Annotated in this window: 8 protein-coding genes and 1 pseudogene; 4 read left to right on the top strand and 5 right to left on the bottom strand. The window is 44.2% G+C overall.

Annotated features, from left to right (window positions below):
* The first annotated feature begins 181 nt into the window (after window positions 1–181).
* Entirely contained in the window at window positions 182–1801 is a 1620-nt protein-coding gene (locus NSMS1_RS25875) for a TAXI family TRAP transporter solute-binding subunit (protein WP_224087536.1), read from the top strand.
* 66 nt (window positions 1802–1867) lie between these two features.
* Here the strand turns inward: NSMS1_RS25875 and NSMS1_RS25870 are convergent, their stop codons facing one another.
* Entirely contained in the window at window positions 1868–3100 is a 1233-nt protein-coding gene (locus NSMS1_RS25870; protein WP_224087535.1) for an aminotransferase class I/II-fold pyridoxal phosphate-dependent enzyme, read from the bottom strand.
* An 81-nt stretch (window positions 3101–3181) separates the two neighbouring features.
* Between NSMS1_RS25870 and NSMS1_RS25865 the strand changes: the two genes are divergently transcribed.
* The 3 genes from NSMS1_RS25865 to NSMS1_RS25855 all read left to right on the top strand — a co-directional run bounded on the left by NSMS1_RS25865 (window position 3182) and on the right by NSMS1_RS25855 (window position 6575).
* Window positions 3182–4000 (top strand): acyl-CoA desaturase, encoded by an 819-nt coding sequence (locus tag NSMS1_RS25865; protein WP_224087534.1) that lies wholly within the window; start codon window positions 3182–3184, stop codon window positions 3998–4000.
* Window positions 4001–4214: 214 nt separating this feature from the next.
* Window positions 4215–5267, top strand: a complete 1053-nt coding sequence (locus tag NSMS1_RS25860; RefSeq protein ID WP_224087533.1) for a fatty acid desaturase — start codon at window positions 4215–4217, stop codon at window positions 5265–5267.
* 231 nt (window positions 5268–5498) lie between these two features.
* Window positions 5499–6575 (top strand): fatty acid desaturase, encoded by a 1077-nt coding sequence (locus tag NSMS1_RS25855; RefSeq protein ID WP_224087532.1) that lies wholly within the window; start codon window positions 5499–5501, stop codon window positions 6573–6575.
* A gap of 143 nt (window positions 6576–6718) precedes the next feature.
* On the opposite strand, the pseudogene NSMS1_RS25850 reads toward NSMS1_RS25855, so the two are convergent.
* The 4 genes and pseudogenes from NSMS1_RS25850 to rpsT form a co-directional block, all read right to left on the bottom strand.
* A pseudogene (locus tag NSMS1_RS25850) lies at window positions 6719–12751 on the bottom strand (DNA-directed RNA polymerase subunit beta'').
* Between the two features lie 132 nt (window positions 12752–12883).
* Entirely contained in the window at window positions 12884–16237 is a 3354-nt protein-coding gene (gene rpoB, locus NSMS1_RS25845; protein ID WP_224095355.1) for a DNA-directed RNA polymerase subunit beta, read from the bottom strand.
* Window positions 16238–16916: 679 nt separating this feature from the next.
* A complete protein-coding gene (locus tag NSMS1_RS25840) occupies window positions 16917–17696 on the bottom strand; it encodes a TatD family hydrolase (protein ID WP_224087531.1) in 780 nt (259 codons plus the stop codon).
* Between the two features lie 82 nt (window positions 17697–17778).
* Window positions 17779–18072: a 30S ribosomal protein S20 gene (gene rpsT / locus NSMS1_RS25835; protein ID WP_224095354.1), complete on the bottom strand. Its 294-nt coding sequence runs from the start codon at window positions 18070–18072 to the stop codon at window positions 17779–17781.
* Window positions 18073–18850 lie beyond the last annotated feature (778 nt).

Raw genomic sequence — 18850 nt, 5'->3', positions numbered from 1 at the left:
ACGCGAATGCGCCTTTGCGTGAGCTTTTCTTAAACCATCGGGGCCAGCACGGCCTTTCTATTTTTCACCTAGTTGTTAAAAAATTAACTTATTCATAACTTATACTTAAATTAGTATAAATAACTAAGTGTGAGGATTATTGACGGTAAAGCGCCTTGTTAAAGCAACCGAATTTGCATATATGGCAGCGTTCAAAACTCCTTTACGCTTTAGCGATATTGACTCTGTATCTAAGCTTGGTCTTCTCTCGTTAGGACTGGCAAGTGGAACTTTATTAGTATTTATTAGTTTTAATTTTATAAATCGATTTAGCGGTACTAAACTTATCCTTGTTGCTGGAGATGAAAAAGGAGAAAGTTATATCATCAGTAAAGCAATCGAAGAAGTAGTTGAACGCAAATCCAACATTCAAATTGATGTAGTAGCCACTGGTGGAACAAAAGAAAATTTAGAAAAATTAGAAAAAGGCGAAGCGGATTTAGCAACTGCTCAGACTGATGTAATTACAGAAGAAATAAATACAATCAGAAACCGTAATCCTCAATTATCTGAGCCGAACTTACAAGTGGCAGAACGCACTGTAGTCGTATTATATAAAGACCTATTTCAGCTAGTAGTTAGAGATCCCAATATTAAAAAATTTGTTCAACTCAGAGGGAAAACAATTGCTCTCCCAGCAAAAGGTGGACAATATGAATCTTTTAAACAAGTAGCCAAGCATTTTGGCTTAAGTGAAAAAGATTTAAAAATTACAGGTTTAGATAGTAATGGTAAACCTAATCCTGCTTATAACGATGGTTTAGCAGATAAAGATTTTCTCGATAAAAAAGCAGATGCTCTATTTCGCGTCCGTGCTTTAGGTAATAGAAGTATATCTACACTTGTACAAGAATCTAGCGGCAGATTAGTGCCAATTGAACAAGCAGAAGCAATGAAAATTCTGCATCCAGCCTTAGAAAGTGCCACAATTCCCGAAGGAGCCTATGGAGGTAATCTGCCAATACCAGAAACAGATATACCAACGGTAGCAGTATCGAGATTATTACTCGCTAGTAATAAAGTAGATCAAGATGTTATTCAAGAAATAACTCAAATTATATTTGAAAATCGGCGAGAAATAGCTAATGTTGTTGATACCAATCATCCAGAAGTAAAACCTTTAGTAGCTACCATTAGTCAGCCCGATACTACCAATAGTCCTGGTATTCCTCCGATTCATCCAGGAGCGATCGCTTTCTACGAGCAAAGTCAACCTTCGTTTATCCAAGAACACGCTGACTATGTAGCTTTGCTTCTGACAGTTGCTTTACTAATTTCTTCTTGGCTGCGACAAATAAAAATTTGGGTAGAAAGCCGCAAAAAAAATGAGGCTGATGAATATATTGAATCAGCCATCAAATTGATGAATGAAAGTATAGGTGATGTAGTTTTTAGGCAACAACTACTTGATGAAGCTTTTAACGCCGCCGCTAAAGCCCTAATTCAAGAAAGAATTTCTCAAGAGTCTTTTAGAACTTTTAACGAAGCGTATAAAACTACTAGGGAAGCCCTAGAACGTGAAGCAAAATTTGACCAAGAAAATATTGATAAGAAGCAAAGAGAACTAGCAGCGAAGTACATTAAGGAAATTGTCGAGTTACTCAATTACGATATGCAGCAAAAAGATTTACTACAACAAAAAATTGATGTAATTCTGAGAGAAGTAGCACAAAGATTAATTGCAGATGAAATATCAGAAGAATCTTTCCGAACATTCATTGAAGCATATAAAACCACAAGAGACGCAATTGATAGAAATTAGAAAAGTGATGAGTAATGAGTGATGAGTAAGTATATCTCCCTCATCTCCCTCGTCTCCTCCCACTCCCTACTCCCTACTCCCCACAGCATCAATCGCCGCCTCAAGTGCGATCGCCACATGAGTCCAATGAGTACCCCCTTGGCAGTACACTACATAAGGCTCACGCAAAGGCCCATCCGCCGAAAATTCTAAGGTACTGCCCTCAATAAACGTTCCCCCAGCCATGACTACCTGGCTCTCATACCCCGGCATAGCATCAGGAACAGGGTCTAGATAAGAACCCACAGGAGAATTTTGTTGTATGGCTTTACAGAAAGCAATCAACTTCTCGGCAGAACCTAATTTAATCGCTTGAATTACATCACCACGGGGTGCAAAAGGTGCAGGATTAACCTGATATCCAAGTTTGTCAAATACATAACCTGTAAGGTGAGTTCCCTTCATCGCCTCACCCACCATCTGCGGGGATAAAAATAATCCTTGGTATAAAAGACGATTTTGATCAAAGGTCGCCCCACCATAACTACCAATACCAGGAGCAGTGAGGCGGCAAGCAGCAGCTTCTACCAAGTCAGCGCGTCCAGCGACATAACCACCAGCTGTGACAATAGTCCCACCAGGATTTTTAATCAAGGAACCCGCCATTAAATCAACACCAACATGGGTAGGTTCTTTGGTTTCAATAAATTCGCCATAGCAGTTATCAACAAAGCAAACAGTATTTGGATTTTGCTGTTTGACTAAATTAACAATTTTTTCAATATCAGCAATTGATAGGCTAGGTCGCCAAGAATAACCACGAGAACGTTGAATTAAAACTAAGCGAGTGCGATCGCTGATGCTATTGCTTAACGCTAACCAATCTATAGATCCTTCAGAAGTTAGCTCTAATTGTCGGTATTTTATGCCAAACTCAATAAGGGAGCCTTGACCTTGACCCCGTAAACCAATAACTTCTTCGAGTGTATCGTAGGGGGAACCAACCACTGCCAACATTTCATCACCAGGACGAAGTACACCAAATAAGGCGCAAGCGATCGCATGAGTTCCAGAAACAAACTGCACTCGCACCGCCGCAGCTTCAGCCCCCATTACTTCGGCAAAAACTTTATCCAAAGTTTCTCTACCTAAATCATCGTGACCGTAACCACTTACACCAGCAAAGTGGTGCGCTCCTACACGCTGATTACGAAAGGCTGACAGCACTCTTTGAAGATTTTGCTTGACCTGAGCGTCAATTCCCGAAAAAATCTCTATCAGTGCTTGTTCTGCTTGCCGCAGATATTCCAAGCTGTTCATTACTTCCTCGTTAACAAAAAACTATACAAATGCGATCACTCGCACAAACTAGGCTGACAAATTTTAAATTCGGATTACTGCATGACAATTGCTACTTCAACTAAACCTCAAATCAATTGGGTAAATACCCTATTTTTCCTTGGGCTACACATCGGCGCTTTATTCGCCTTTGTGCCTGGTAACTTCAGCTGGGCGGCAGTTGGTGTGGCTTTATTGCTTTACTGGATCACTGGTGGCTTGGGTATTACTTTAGGCTTTCATCGCCTAGTTACTCACCGCAGTTTCCAGACTCCCAAGTGGTTGGAATATTTCCTAATGCTTTGCGGGACTCTTGCGTGTCAAGGAGGCCCAATCGAGTGGATTGGTACACATCGCATTCATCATTTACATTCCGATACTGATCCCGATCCCCATGATTCCAACAAAGGTTTCTGGTGGAGCCATATGGGTTGGCTAATTTATCATTCTCCTTCCCACGCTGATGTTCCTCGTTTTACCAAAGATATTGCCGAAGACCCAGTTTATCAGTTTTTACAGAAATATTTCATATTCATCCAAATTGCATTGGGTTTATTGCTTTTATATTTGGGCGGCTGGTCTTTTGTTGTCTGGGGAATTTTCGTTCGCATCGTCTGGGTTTACCACTGCACTTGGTTAGTCAACAGTGCTACTCATAAATTCGGCTATCGCAGTTATGACTCTGGTGACAGATCAACTAACTGTTGGTGGGTAGCTGTACTCGTGTTTGGCGAAGGCTGGCACAATAACCACCACGCTTTTCAATATTCAGCCCGGCACGGGTTGGAATGGTGGGAAATTGATATGACTTGGATGACAATTCAATTACTGCAAATATTGGGTCTAGCAAGTAACGTTAAACTAGCAGACAAAAAGCAGTAATTGGTTTATTATGTGTCATTAGTTGTTTGTCTGAAAAATGACTAATGACTTAGTAATTTTTTCGCAACCAAATATCCACTCGTCAGTTCTTAAATAGCCTTTAAAAACTACAAACGAGCGTGCTTGGGTAGCTGGAATTGCTATGAATAGCATCTTGTGACAAGTTACTTTTGTGGTGGCTTGGTAGAGGAGTTTTTTTGTTCTTCAGGTTTTCATGACTACATCGATAATCAAAAATCAAGAAATAGAAAATCGCCTTAATAATCCCGAACTAAGGCTGAAAGATATTATCAAAACTTTACCCAAAGAATGTTTTCAAAAGAACCAAAAAAAAGCATGGACACAAGCCTTGCTGAGTGTGGTCATGGCAGGTTTGGGTTATTGGACTATAGCAATTAGTCCCTGGTTTCTCTTACCTATAGCTTGGATTTTTACAGGTACGGCTTTAACAGGTTTTTTTGTTATTGGTCATGACTGCGGACACCGTTCATTTGCCAAACGTCGTTGGGTAAATGATTTAGTAGGGCATTTATTTATGATGCCTCTAATTTATCCATTTCATAGTTGGCGGATTAAGCATAATCATCATCACAAACATACAAACAAGTTGGATGAAGATAATGCTTGGCATCCCATCAGACCAGAAGTTTTTTCTAGTTGGGATAAAACTCGCCAGTCTGCCTTTGAGTTGTTCATGCGTAAACGCTTCTGGTGGGTAGGTTCCATTGGACATTGGGCAGTAGTACACTTTGATGCCAAAAACTTCAAAGCTAAAGACCAATCTGATGTCAAACTTTCTGTGGCTGTAGTTGTATTATTTGCCGCAGTTACTTTCCCCATCCTCATCGCTACAACTGGAATTTGGGGATTTGTTAAATTTTGGTTTGTACCTTGGCTGGTGTATCACTTCTGGATGAGTACCTTCACCATTGTTCACCATACCTTCCCCGACGTTCCCTTTGAAGCAGAGAACAAATGGCATGAAGCAATGGCACAGTTATTTGGGACTATTCATTGCGATTATCCCAAATGGGTAGAAGTGCTTTGTCATGATATCAACGTTCATGTTCCCCATCACCTTTCTACTGCTATTCCTTCCTATAATTTGCGGTTAGCTTATAGCAGCATTAAAGAAAATTGGGAACCTTATCTGCATGATGAATTAAAGTTCTCTTGGCCTTTAATGAAGCAAATTACAGACCAATGTCAACTTTATAAAACAGATATTGGCTATCAAACATTTAATGAATATTACGCAGGACGCTAGTACCTCTAGCTAGTAATATTAACTAGGCGCTCAACTAGTGTCCAAAAGCCAAGATAAAATCAAATATTCTGTCAAATCAACAGATTCTGGCAATTTTCTATTTACTCATAACTACCAAGTAAATTGCCAGAAGTTATTTCTTGGATATGCGATCAATAGCTTCGCAGACATTGCTGAAGCTTAATTTTTCATACCTTAAAAAGTCCGGTTTACATTTCAAAGCAGAATCAAGTGCAATTAACCACAATCCCCTCAGATAATTCTCCTAACTTTGAACAGTCAGAGAATACGACACTGCCATTTACCCTTCAGGATTTAAAAGCCGCTATCCCGGCTGAATGTTTTCAACCTAATGTTAGCAAATCACTGTTTTACTTTTTTCGTGATGTGCTAATTATTGGTGTTTTATATGCGATCGCTCATTATGTAGATTCTTGGTACTTCTGGCCAATTTTCTGGCTGATGCAAGGAACTATGTTTTGGGCATTATTTGTGGTTGGACATGACTGCGGACACCAATCATTTTCCAAACATAAATGGCTCAATGATTTAATAGGTCATCTATCTCATACACCAATTTTAGTTCCCTATCACGGTTGGCGTATCAGTCATAGGACACATCATAAAAATACTGGCAATATTGATAACGATGAAAGCTGGTATCCTGTGACAGAATCCCAATATAAAGAAATGCCTACAGCGCAAAAGATTGGGCGCTATTACGCCTTTTTGTTGGCGTATCCAGTATATTTATTTAAGCGTTCTCCTAATAAAGAAGGCTCTCATTTCTCGCCTAGTAGTTCGCTATTTAAGCCTTCCGAAAAATGGGATGTCATCACCAGTACAGTTCTCTGGACTTGCATGGTTGGCTTGTTAGGATTCCTCACCTATCAATGGGGTTGGATGTGGTTATTGAAATACTATGCCGCACCCTATATCGTGTTTGTAATTTGGCTAGATTTGGTGACTTTTCTCCACCATACCGAAGCTGATATACCTTGGTATCGTGGCGAAGATTGGACTTTCCTCAAAGGTGCAATTTCCAGCATTGACCGCAACTACGGTTTAGTAAATCATATCCATCACGATATCGGTACTCACGTAGCGCACCACATTTTCTTAAACATCCCTCACTACAACTTGCTGAAAGCAACCGAGGCGATTAAACCAGTAATGGGTGAATATTACCGCAAGTCCGAAGAACCAATTTGGAAAGCACTGTGGCGTTCTTCTTTGGCTTGCCATTTTGTCCCAGATACAGGCGGGAAAGTATATTACACTTCTTACCGCAAAGTTGCTAATGATTAATGTTTGTAGTAAGGACTTTAGTCCTTGTCCATCAAACGCTAAGTCCTAAGTGCTGACTATAAACATTTCTCAAAATCTTATCAACAAAAAGGCAAAAGAAGTAATTCTTTTGCCTTTTTAATTTAGATGTTGACTATTAGACTTTAGTATTCATCGTCCTCTTCGTCGTCATCATCTTCATAATCATCATCGACTTCCTCATCCTCTACTAGATCCTGTATATCTTGGATGTCATCAGCAATCAACTCATCATCAAGAATTGAGCGACGGCTGTTAAATCCACCATCTCCAAGTGTGGGAGCATCTAGGTTGTAGGCGCGAGCTGTACGATCATCCAACACCATATCGAGTGGATCATCGGTTTCATCTAACACACTGGTAGTTTCCAGGGTGGAATAATCTTCGAGCATTCCTGGTTCATCATAGGTGTTGTAACCAGTTCCCGCAGGAATCAATCGTCCGATAATCACGTTTTCTTTCAAACCACGCAACCAGTCAGATTTACCCTCAATGGCTGCTTCTGTGAGAACCCGTGTTGTTTCTTGGAAAGATGCCGCAGAAATGAAGCTGTCGGTGTTCAAGGATGCCTTGGTGATACCTAACAATACTGGTGTGTATTGCGCTCTTGCACCGCCAGTAATAGCCATCGCTTCATTCACCTGCTCGACTTGGCGCAGTTCCACCAACTCACCCGGAAGCATGGTAGTATCACCACCATCATCAATCCGTACCTTGTTGGTCATCTGGCGCACAATCACTTCGATGTGTTTGTCGGCGATGTCAATACCTTGGGATTGGTAAACCATCTGTACTTCATTCACGAGGAAGGTTTGCACCTTCTGTAAGGCATGGCTGGCGCAAGCATAAACACCATCTTCCGAACCCAAGCTGAAGAACACTTCCAGAATTTCGTGGGGGTTGGAAGGCCCGTCACTCAATGTTTGACCGGCTAATACATGAGAACCATCTAATACGGCTAGGTTTTGTCCAGGGCCAAGGGGGTAATCGGTGACGACACCATTGGATTCGATAATTTTGATGGCGATCGCTTCATCACCATCACCGTATACTACCTTAACTTCCCCACCCCGTTTAGCTAAGATACAAGCTTCCTTGGGTTTCCGGGCTTCTAGTAGTTCTTCAATTCGAGGCAAACCTTGGATGATGTCTCCAGTTTTCGCCCGTTCAAACACCAGCAACACCAAGTTATCGCCCCGTTGTACCAAATCACCATCTTCTATCTGCAATACTGCACCGGGGCTGACTCGGTAGGGACGACCAGCACGGATAGTTACAGCATAGTTCTTAGTGCTGAGTCCTGCTTCTTGATTACTGGAACTTTCAGCCGCATTTTTCACTGAGACAATTTGTCCAGATTCTTCGGCAAAGACACCAGAGGCAATTTCTGTACCGGCGACGATTAAATCACCAGCTTTAACCTTGGGTTGAGTACTGGTATTCAGCGTTATCATGTCACTGTGACGTAACACTAAACAACGGCGTACTGCTTCTGTTCCCTTCTGGACACCCCGAACAATCCCACCTTCTTTCGAGAGGATTTGAGTACGGGCGACGACAGCACCAGGAACGATGGTTTGCCCATCTTGTACTTCTAAACTTGTCTGGGTACTACCTTGAGTAGCATCAGCCGCAATATCACGCCGCAGTACCAAGGATTCCAGAATTACCAGTTGCAAGCGTTGAACGTCTGCACTTTCAGCGTCAGGGATTAACTCAATGTCTGCCGCTAGCGGAGAAGCATTGTGTTCTTGTTCGCCTTCCTGCTCAATTTCTAATACTAATTGAGTACGTAGCAGTTCCACACCTTCCACAGACTTGACCCGTTCAGAATCCTTGTAGGGAAGTCTTTGTACTGCGCGTAGTTGAATTGAACGTCCGGTTTGTTGGCTGACAGATGTAGTAGATGGTACATCAGGAGTAGTAGGTACAGCAAACTCCACAACTGGACGGCTTAACAGTGCTGGGCCTTCTGGTGATTCTACATACTGGATGTAACGTAGTTCTGTCGCCACTTGCCCTAACAGTTCTTCTCCTGGTTGTAGCAAGGTGTTATCTCTACCGATCACTGCTTCTGGATCGTCTACCATCAACAGTTCACCCGGCTTAATTACAACTTCCCGGAGAATGTCGTTTTTCTGGGTGACTTCTACCACACCACTGTTTTGACAGAAGATGTCTTTAACAACTTCCGTACCAGCTTCGACAAACTGACCATCTTCTACCAACAGCAAGGAGATGTCTTTGTTGACTTCGTGGGTTTCTTCAGGAATCCATAACAGAGTTCCACCCTGTACCACTTCGTAACCCAGCTTGGCTTTACCTTTTTTCTGGACTTCTACGCCAGAGAACTTCAGGAAACCACCTGTAGTTGTGCGGTAGCGGTCATCGATCAATTCAGCCACCACTTGACCGTTTTGTACTTTTGTGCCTGGAGTTGCCCGCAGGTTAAATACTTGGTTGTTGCCAGTGGTAACTAAGTAGTTGTTGCGACCTTGGGAACTTTGAACGGTAACGGTTGCTTGGTCTAGAACTACCGAAGCGGTGATGATTTCGATTTCTCTGGTACTCTTACCAGGAGTTGCTTCTGGTAAACGTACTACCCCACCATGTATACTTGTTAGCTTAGTTTCTGCAAGGACACCGTTAGTTTCGACGCGATCGCCATTTTTCACCACCAATTCCGCCCCAGGTGGCAAGTTATACACTTCCCCAGAGAGAATCCAAATCAAACCACCTCTGGCGGCTGTAGTTGTGGTGTTACCTTGACGGTCTGTCTTTTGTTCTGGGACGACCTCAGCAAACTTCACTTCCCCAGCTAAGTCAGAAGCCACATCTTTCACGGCTTTTTCTGTATTAGTCCGGGTAGTCCGACCACCAAGGGCTACTTCCGCTAATAATTGACCTTGTTTGACCTGTTGTCCATCAGTAATATAGATTGTGGAACCTTGGGTCACTTGAACTTCTTGAGGTGGTGGAGTTTCTGAACCTTCTTTACGAGGTTCCAGAATCATAATCCCATTGCTTTCTACAAATAAAGCATCTTCCCCGTGACGAGTCCGGTAGGGTCTTGTCCGTAGCTTCTTAGGTAACTTGATAGTTCCATCGGCTTTGGAACGTACTTGTTGCGCTACTTCCCCGGTGAACACACCCCCGGTGTGGAATGTCCGCATGGTTAGCTGGGTTCCAGGTTCACCGATACTTTGAGCAGCGATAATACCTACAGCCTCCCCTAAGTCTACCATCTTGGCGTGAGCCAAACTCCAACCGTAGCAGTGTTGGCACACAGAACGGGCGGCTTCACAGGTGAGAGGCGATCGCACGACAACTTCCTTCACCCCAGCCTTCTCGATGTCCTTGGCTAAGTCATCAGAAATGGGGGTGTTGCGTGGAGCAACAACTTCTTTTGTCGTAGGATTAATTACATCCTCGCCTATCACCCGTCCTAACAAGCGTGTAGATAGCTTAATTAGGGTTTTGTTACCTTCGGTCATCGCCCGGACGGGAATCCCTCTAGTAGTACCGCAATCAATTTCCCGAATGATCACATCTTGGGATACGTCCACCAGACGGCGAGTGAGATAACCAGAGTCGGCGGTACGTAACGCTGTATCTACCAGACCCTTTCTCGCACCGTAAGACGAAATAATGTATTCTGTTACAGTGAGACCTTCGCGGAAATTAGTTTTGATGGGTAAGTCGATAATTTCCCCTTGCGGATCTGCCATCAGACCCCGCATACCCACCAACTGACGCACCTGAGAGATATTACCCCGCGCCCCAGAGAACGCCATCATGTATACAGAGTTGAGGGGGTTGGTTTGTTTGAAGTGGGTAACTACCTCGTCCTTCAGAGCCTCACTAGTACCGTTCCAAGTATCAATTACCTTTTGGAAACGTTCAACTTCCGTAATTTCACCGCGTTGGTAACGGACTTCAGTAGCGCGAATTTCTTCTTCAGCAGCTTCCAGAAGACTGCGCTTACTAGGTGGAACCATCAAATCATCAACACTGATAGAAACCCCAGCCCTAGTAGCATAGCGGAAGCCCAAATCCTTCAACTTATCCGCCATCACTGCGGTACGCGCCGTTCCATAATGAGTGAACGCCCAAGAAATCAAATTTCTCAGTTGACCTTTATCAACGACGCGATTGCGAAAAACCATCTTTTCGTTAGTCATTAGTCATTAGTCCTTAGTCATTGGCAGGGAGTGGGGAGTGGTGAGTGGGGAGTAGTGAGAGGTAAAATACCCTACTCCCTACTCCCTATTCCCTACTCCCTAACTTGCAAGTGCTTCTTGAATCGCTTTATTGTAAATAACACGACCTGGAGTTGTGCGAATATACTGAGAAAGTAAATTTCCCTGAGCGTCTTCTCTGACTCGGCGGTACTTATACATTACAGTCCGGCTACCGTCTTCGTTATTGATGACTTCCAGAGGTTCGTTGTCTGCTTGGTCAGATTCTACTTCGCCGTCAAACCGCACGTAGATATAGGCATGCAAGTCAATTTGCTCTTGCTGGAACGCCATAATTACGTCGTCAAGAGAAGCAAAGTATTTACCTGCACCTTTGGTAGCGCCTGGGTTTTCTGCCGTCAAGTAGTAAGCACCTAACACCATATCTTGGCTAGGTGTAATAATCGGTCTACCTGTAGCGGGTGAGAGAATATTGTTAGAAGCCAGCATTAATAACCGCGCTTCCGCCTGACTTTCCAGAGATAGGGGAACGTGTACCGCCATTTGGTCGCCGTCAAAGTCAGCGTTAAAAGCTGGACACACCAAAGGATGGAGTTGAATTGCGCGACCTTCTACCAGAATTGGTTCAAACGCCTGAATACCCAAACGGTGCAGTGTAGGCGCACGGTTTAGCATGACTGGGTGTCCCTCAATCACCTCTTCCAGTACATCCCAAACACTAGGATCATTCCGAGAAATTAGTTTCTTCGCAGCTTTGATGTTATTCACCATCCCACTACGAATTAGGCGATTAATAACAAATGGCTGGAATAGTTCGATCGCCATTTCTCTAGGCAAACCGCATTGGTGAATCTGTAGTTTTGGCCCAACCACAATTACAGAACGTCCAGAGTAGTCAACCCGTTTACCTAACAAGTTTTGCCGGAAACGTCCTTGCTTACCCTCAATGATGTCGGACAAAGATTTCAGGGGTCGGTTATTTGCACCGACTACAGTGCGTCCCCGACGACCGTTATCAATCAAAGCGTCTACAGCTTCCTGGAGCATCCGCTTTTCGTTCCGCACGATAATTTCCGGTGCAAGAATTTCTTGCAATCTTGCTAAACGGTTATTCCGGTTAATTACGCGGCGATACAAATCATTCAAGTCGCTGGTAGCAAAGCGTCCACCGTCCAACTGCACCATTGGGCGCAAGTCTGGAGGAATCACAGGAATCACGGTCATCACCATCCACTCTGGTTTAGAACCAGTAGCGATGAAGTTGTCAATTACCCGTAGGCGCTTGATCAGTTTGGCGCGTTTTTGTCCTTTCGCACTGCCAATTTCTTCCCGGAGCCTTTCTGCTTCTTCTTCTAAATTAATATCAGCCAGCAAGCGCAGCAGTGCTTCCGCACCAATACCTACCTCTACACCTTGCAACTGAGAGTCTTCGCTGTAGATTTGGTCTTCAATTTCTAACCACTGGTCTTCGCTCAGTAATTGCTTGTAGCTTAAGGTTTCAGCATTACCGGGGCTGAGAACAACATAAGAGTTGAAATATACAATCTGTTCTACATCCCGCAAAGGCATATCCAAGAGAATGGAGATGTAGCTAGGAATCCCTTTGAGATACCAAACGTGGGCTACTGGTGCAGCCAGTTTAATAAATCCCATGCGGTGACGGCGTACCCGTGATTCGGTAACTTCCACGCCGCAACGCTCACAGACAATACCTCTATGGCGGACTCTCTTATACTTACCACAGTGGCATTCCCAATCTTTCGCTGGGCCAAAGATGCGCTCACAAAACAAGCCATCCATTTCTGGCTTGAGAGTCCGATAATTTATCGTTTCTGGTTTGGTAACTTCACCTACGACCTGACCATTGGGTAATGTACGCTCACCCCATTGGCGAATACGTTCTGGTGATGCCAAGCCGATTTTAACGTAGTCAAACTGATTAGTTTGGGCGGGTCTCATACTTAAGTGCTGAGTTCTGAGTTATGAGTTTTGAGTAAAGTATTTAGTTAAAAGTAATGAATCAAGAGATTTTGAGTTTTGAGTGCGAGTTACTGAGCAATTAATTACTCAGCACTCATCACTCAGCACTCTCTACTCATCATCATCCAAGGATTCGCGGGAAAGCGATTCGTAGGTTGGTCTGGGTGGTGTGCGACGGGATGCTTGGTCTGCCATCAAATCAACTTCCACATCTAAGGAACTACCATCTGCTTGGGTTTCTACCTTGTGTACAGCGATATCTAAGCCCAAAGATTGTAGTTCTCGCATCAATACCTTGAAGGATTCTGGTGTTCCGGGACGAGGAATAGCCTTACCTTTAACGATCGCATTTAATGCTTCGTTCCGTCCCTGCATATCGTCGGATTTCACCGTCAGCAATTCTTGCAAGGTATAAGCTGCGCCGAAGGCTTCCAGCGCCCACACTTCCATTTCTCCAAAGCGCTGACCACCTTGTTGTGCTTTTCCACCCAGAGGTTGCTGTGTAACCAAGGAGTAAGGGCCTGTAGAACGGGCGTGAATCTTGTCGTCCACTAGGTGTACCAGCTTCAGCATATAAGCCACGCCGATAGTTACTGGGCGGTCAAAGGCTTCGCCTGTCCGACCATCGAACACCATGATTTTGCCGGGATCATCTGGGTTGTACACCCAATTTTTCCCTGTCTCGTCTCTGGCTTCTTGCAATTTGCCATGCACAATGCGGCGAGATGACTCTTCCCCATACATTTCATCAAAGGGGGTAATCTTAAACCGCACACCCAAGGTATGACCAGCCCAGCCCAAAAGACATTCAAATACTTGTCCAACATTCATCCGGCTCGGTACACCCAAGGGGTTCAGTACGATATCTACAGGGGAACCATCGGGCAAATAAGGCATATCTTCCATCGGTAATATGCGGGAAATAATCCCCTTATTACCGTGACGACCCGCCATTTTGTCACCCACTTGGATTTTCCGCTTCTGAGCTACGTACACCCGGACGACCATGTTCGCCCCTGGTGGTAATTCATCCCCTTGTTCGCGGGTAAATAAGCGCACGTCTACAACGCGGCCTTTTTCACCGTTGGGTACACGTAGGGAGTTGTCGCGCACATCCCGCGCTTTTTCACCGAATATCGCCCGTAATAGTTTTTCTTCTGGTGGTTGGTCGGATTCACCTTTAGGTGTCACTTTACCTACCAAGATGTCGCCAGCTTCTACCCAAGCCCCAATGCGGATGATTCCTTGCTCATCTAATTGACGCAAAGCATCTTCCCCAACGTTGGGAATTTCTCTGGTGATTTCTTCTGGGCCTAGCTTGGTTTGGCGTGCCTCAATTTCGTATTTTTCAATGTGAATTGAGGTATAAATGTCATCCTGTACTAACCGCTCAGAAATCAAAATCGCGTCTTCGTAGTTATATCCCTCCCAAGGCATATAAGCGACGACAATATTTTGTCCTAGCGCCAATTCCCCACCTTCTGTAGAGGAACCATCAGCTAACACCTGACCAGCAACTACCCGTTCACCAATCCGCACCAGGGGTTTTTGGTTGAGACAGGTATCTTGGTTAGAACGTTGGTACTTAGACAGGGTGTAACGAATCTCCTGTCCTTTGCCAGATGTCATTTGTCCGTTATCAGTAGATTTGCCACTAGCAACTGGCAATTGTCCACTGACTCGGACACGGATTTCTGTAGCATCCACGTAGACAACATCCCCATCAGTACGGGAGACAATCACCATCCCGGAGTCTCTCGCGCCTTGGGCTTCTAAGCCTGTTCCCACCAAAGGACGTTCTGGTTTGAGGAGGGGTACTGCTTGCCGTTGCATGTTGGAACCCATGAGGGCGCGGTTAGCGTCGTCATGTTCCAAGAAGGGAATCATACTGGTGGCTACGGAAACGATTTGTACTGGAGATACAGCTACGTAGTCTACTTGTTCTGGTGTAGTGGTGGAGAACTCTTGGCGGTAACGGACTGGTACTTGGGGACCAATGATTTGTCCATTTTCATCTACGGGAATATCCCCTGGTGCTACCCGCAGGTCGTCTTCCTCGTCGGCGGTCATGTATACGGCTGGTTGGTCAAATAACACCTTGCCATTTTCCACCGGTCTAAATGGAGTTTCTAAGAAGCCGTACTGGTTAACGCGGGCGTGGGTTGCCAAGGAACCAATCAAACCAGCGTTGGGGCCTTCTGGTGTCTCAATGGGACAGATCCGACCGTAGTGGGAGGGGTGAATATCTCGCACCGCAAAGCCTGCCCGTTCTCTGGTCAAACCACCAGGGCCAAGGGCTGACAGACGGCGTTTGTGGGTCAGTTCTGCTAAGGGATTTGTTTGATCCATGAACTGACTTAATTGGCTGGAACCGAAAAATTCCTTAATAGCTGCTACCAAGGGTTTGGGGTTAACCAATGATGCCGGTGTTAGTACTTCCGCATCGGATACGGTCATCCGTTCCCGAATTATTCTTTCTAAGCGATTTAACCCTACTCTGACTTGGTTTTGCAGCAATTCACCAACACTTCGCACCCGACGGTTGCCTAAGTGGTCAATGTCGTCAACGCTACCGATATCGTATTCTAGGTTGATCAGGTAATCGACGGCTGCCAAGATATCGCCAGGGGTAAGCACGCGGACGGTATCAGGAACAGATAGGCGCAGTTTCTTGTTGAGTTTGTATCTCCCAACTCTACCCAAGTCATAACGTTTGGGGTCAAAGAAGCGGGAGTCTAATAACTGTTGTCCACCTAATACAGTTGGAGGTTCACCAGGACGGAGTTTTCTGTACAGTTCCATCAGGGCTTCTTCTTCGGAAAACTGCCCTTCTTTTTCGATGGTTTTTTGGAAATACTCAGGGTGGCGCAGGGCATCAAAAATTTCGTTATCTGATAAGCCTAATGCCTTCAATAGTACCTGGGCTGAGAGTTTGCGGGTTTTGTCGATCCGTACCCACACCAAATCGTTCCGGTCTGTTTCAAACTTCAACCATGCACCCCGGTTAGGTATGAGGCTGGCTGAATATGTGCGGCGACCGTTTTTGTCGATTTCTGATTTATAGTAAACTCCAGGCGATCGCACAATCTGGTTGACAATTACCCGTTCGGCTCCGTTAATAATAAACGTACCGCGATCGGTCATCAAAGGCAGATCCCCGATGAATACTTCTTGTTCTTTGATGTCCCCTGTTTCTTTGTTCAACAGGCGGGTGGGAACATACATTTGTACAGCATAGGTACTATCACGACGTTTCGCTTCCTCAACGCTGTACTTCGGCTCCTTAAGTTTGTAATTATGTCCTAAAAAATGCAGTTCTAATTTGCCTGTATAGTCTGTAATAGGACTAAAGGAGTTAAGCTCTTCTATCAGCCCTTCTTCTAAAAACCAGCGAAAGCTTGCTCGCTGGATTTCAATCAAGTCGGGCAACAAAAAGGCGGGTTCAATATAATTTTCGCTAATCATGCCTCTACCTTTGTCAACCTGGTTAAATTTTTTAGATGACACTAAAGTTAGTGTCATTAGCCGTTTGGGAACTTCTCCTCTATCTGGCCTGCAATTCAGGCAAGGGCAAACGGAGTAATTGAAACTGCATAGGGAGATTTTGACAAGAGGGACGTAACCCCTTGTAGCCAGTCAATGATCTCCCTATCCAGCCATGCAGCCGATTCCCCAGCAGCAACTGTTTGACAGATATCTGAATTTTCTTTGCTTTTCTCACTTCCCCTCCCAAAAGCGCGTTAATTTGCTCTGTGCAGCTTTTTATACTCGCGGTGGTATCTCGCAATAGAGGAAATGAGCCGCGTTATGGAGGTTTTGAGTTAAAATGGCCTGATTTTGTTGGGTTTTAATCACAAGGCAATTTCTTTTAAGAGTTTTCTATAGATTCAATTAGTAACAGGCAATCCGTGGTCAAGGTCTATCTCAATGTACTTACTATATTAGTCAGCGATTGAGAGCATCCGCTTGTAGAGGTATGAGGATGGTCAAGTTGATCACTTTACAAAATCAAGCTGAGAAGTTTTTAGTTTCTTCCTTTATCATTATGACGCACACAAAATGTTTTGGAGGGAATAATCTTAACATATTTTTGTCCTCCTAACGGTTTATTTATTTTATTACGACCTAAAAGATGAACCAGCAACTATAATACCAGACCAAACAATTTACAGGCATTTTTGGTTGTTTGCTCACAAATCGCCTCTAGTGTTTCTCCCCGTAGATGCGCTACTTGTTCGGCTACGTGACGAACGTAAGCAGGCTCGTTGCGCTTTTCGCCCCGTTTGGGAACTGGCGCAAGGAAGGGACAGTCTGTTTCAATGAGTAGGCGATCGCTACTTACCATTGCGGCTGAGGCTTGAATTGCCTTGGCACTTTTAAATGTAACTGTACCGCTAAAGCTAATATAAAAGCCTAAATCAACAAACCATTGGGTTTCCTCTGGCGTACCGCCCCAACAGTGCATCACACCCCGAATCTGCTCACGCTGTTGCCATTTTTCCAAGATTTCTTTTACCGCAGACGCAGCATCCCGACAGTGGATAATCACGGGTAAATTCAACTGGGCAGCTATTTCTAATTGTGCCTCAAATACTATGCACTGTTGCTCATAGTTATCGGCTTTGTAAAAATCTAGCCCCATTTCCCCAATTGCTACTACCTTAGAGTCGGAACGAGCCAATGATAATATTTGCTCGGCTGTATCACTTTGCCATTTATCGGCATCTAAAGGATGTAACCCTACAGCAAAACTGACTTCTGGAAATTGATGAGCTATAGCTTGAATACTGGCAAATTCCGCAGGCTCAACACAGGAATGCACTAGGCGCACAACTCCTGCTTCTTGCCAGCGCGATCGCACGGCTGCTAAATCCGGTTGGAAGGTGTCAAAATTTATGTGTACGTGGGTGTCGATTAGCTGCATTTTTAGTCATTAGTCAACAGTCAATAGTCCATAGTCCATAGTTGGTGCAACTGTTGACTGTGGACTATTGACTCTTGGACTATTAAGCTGTTTGCTCGATGGGCTTGAGTTTGCTGGCGAGTCTGGACTTTTTCCTTGCCCCGTTGTTGGGATGGAGTACGCCCCTTTTGACTGCTTTGTCGATTTTGCTGTAAGCCGCAGCTAGGCGAGTTTGCACTTCCTGTTTTGATTCTGGGCTAGGATTAGCTGCATATATTTGTACAGCACTCAAGTAATTTTTCATCAGCGTCTTAACTGATGATTTATAGGCTTTGTTACGCAGCCTGTTACGTTCTGCGATTTCGGCGCGTTTAAGAGCAGACTTATTATTGGCCACAGTCGATTCCAAAAAGAAAAATATATGTACACACACTACTAGACTTACTAATATAGCATCTAAACTGCCAATAATAGAATTTGGGATAAATTTTTCGTGGGCAGGGGGGAGATGTGGTGTGGCTAAACGCCACGCTCCGCGTAGCTTGCTTCCACGGAGTGGTACGTCTACGCTAACCAACCGGGAGATGAGGGAGATGAGGGGGAAATTTATTACTAAGCACGGGCTGAACGCCCCGCTACCGCTAACAGCACTCTCTACTCAGCACTCATCATAATGAGTGTGCTAAACCGAAGAAAACAGTTTAGAATAAGGTACTCTAATCAAAAAATATCTATGCTCTAAGATTCTGCTGAAATAAGTCAGAAGCTAAGAGTACCAGTTGTTTAGTTCGCTACTAGTAATGAATGTACTTTCGTTCAACACGGTAAGAGTTAATCGGCTGGAGTAACGTTATAAACCTGATTCATCGTATACGTACAAGAAAAGCTAGTTACTAACAAATAAACATAATTAAAACTTATTTCAGAGCCTACTATCCTTGTAAATTATAGGAGAAGGGTTGAAGGGAATTTAGGTATTGGCGCTCCTAGTCCCTGCCGTAGCTATTCAAGGCGCGGACTGAGAAATTTACCGCCCTCTCAAGCAATACCAACTAGAAGCAAGCATGTCAGATGTTATGGATGACATTTTCCATTTTGGATCTTTAACTTGGAATAACTCAGGTGCTGGAAGTCTTGGGAGTATCAAAAAAATCCAGGTTAAGCTAGAGAAGAGA

It is taken from the genome of Nostoc sp. MS1 (assembly GCF_019976755.1).
Lineage (GTDB): Bacteria > Cyanobacteriota > Cyanobacteriia > Cyanobacteriales > Nostocaceae > Trichormus.
The sequence above is the reverse complement of the archived record's forward strand: the minus strand, read 5'-3'. Positions and strand labels throughout refer to the sequence as shown.

Coding starts and splice junctions, on each gene's coding strand:
- rpoB (WP_224095355.1), bottom strand. CDS start 16,237: ATGATTAGCGAAAATTATATTGAACCCGCCTTTTTGTTGCCCGACTTG.
- NSMS1_RS25860 (WP_224087533.1), top strand. CDS start 4,215: ATGACTACATCGATAATCAAAAATCAAGAAATAGAAAATCGCCTTAAT.
- NSMS1_RS25875 (WP_224087536.1), top strand. CDS start 182: ATGGCAGCGTTCAAAACTCCTTTACGCTTTAGCGATATTGACTCTGTA.
- NSMS1_RS25865 (WP_224087534.1), top strand. CDS start 3,182: ATGACAATTGCTACTTCAACTAAACCTCAAATCAATTGGGTAAATACC.
- NSMS1_RS25870 (WP_224087535.1), bottom strand. CDS start 3,100: ATGAACAGCTTGGAATATCTGCGGCAAGCAGAACAAGCACTGATAGAG.
- NSMS1_RS25840 (WP_224087531.1), bottom strand. CDS start 17,696: ATGCAGCTAATCGACACCCACGTACACATAAATTTTGACACCTTCCAA.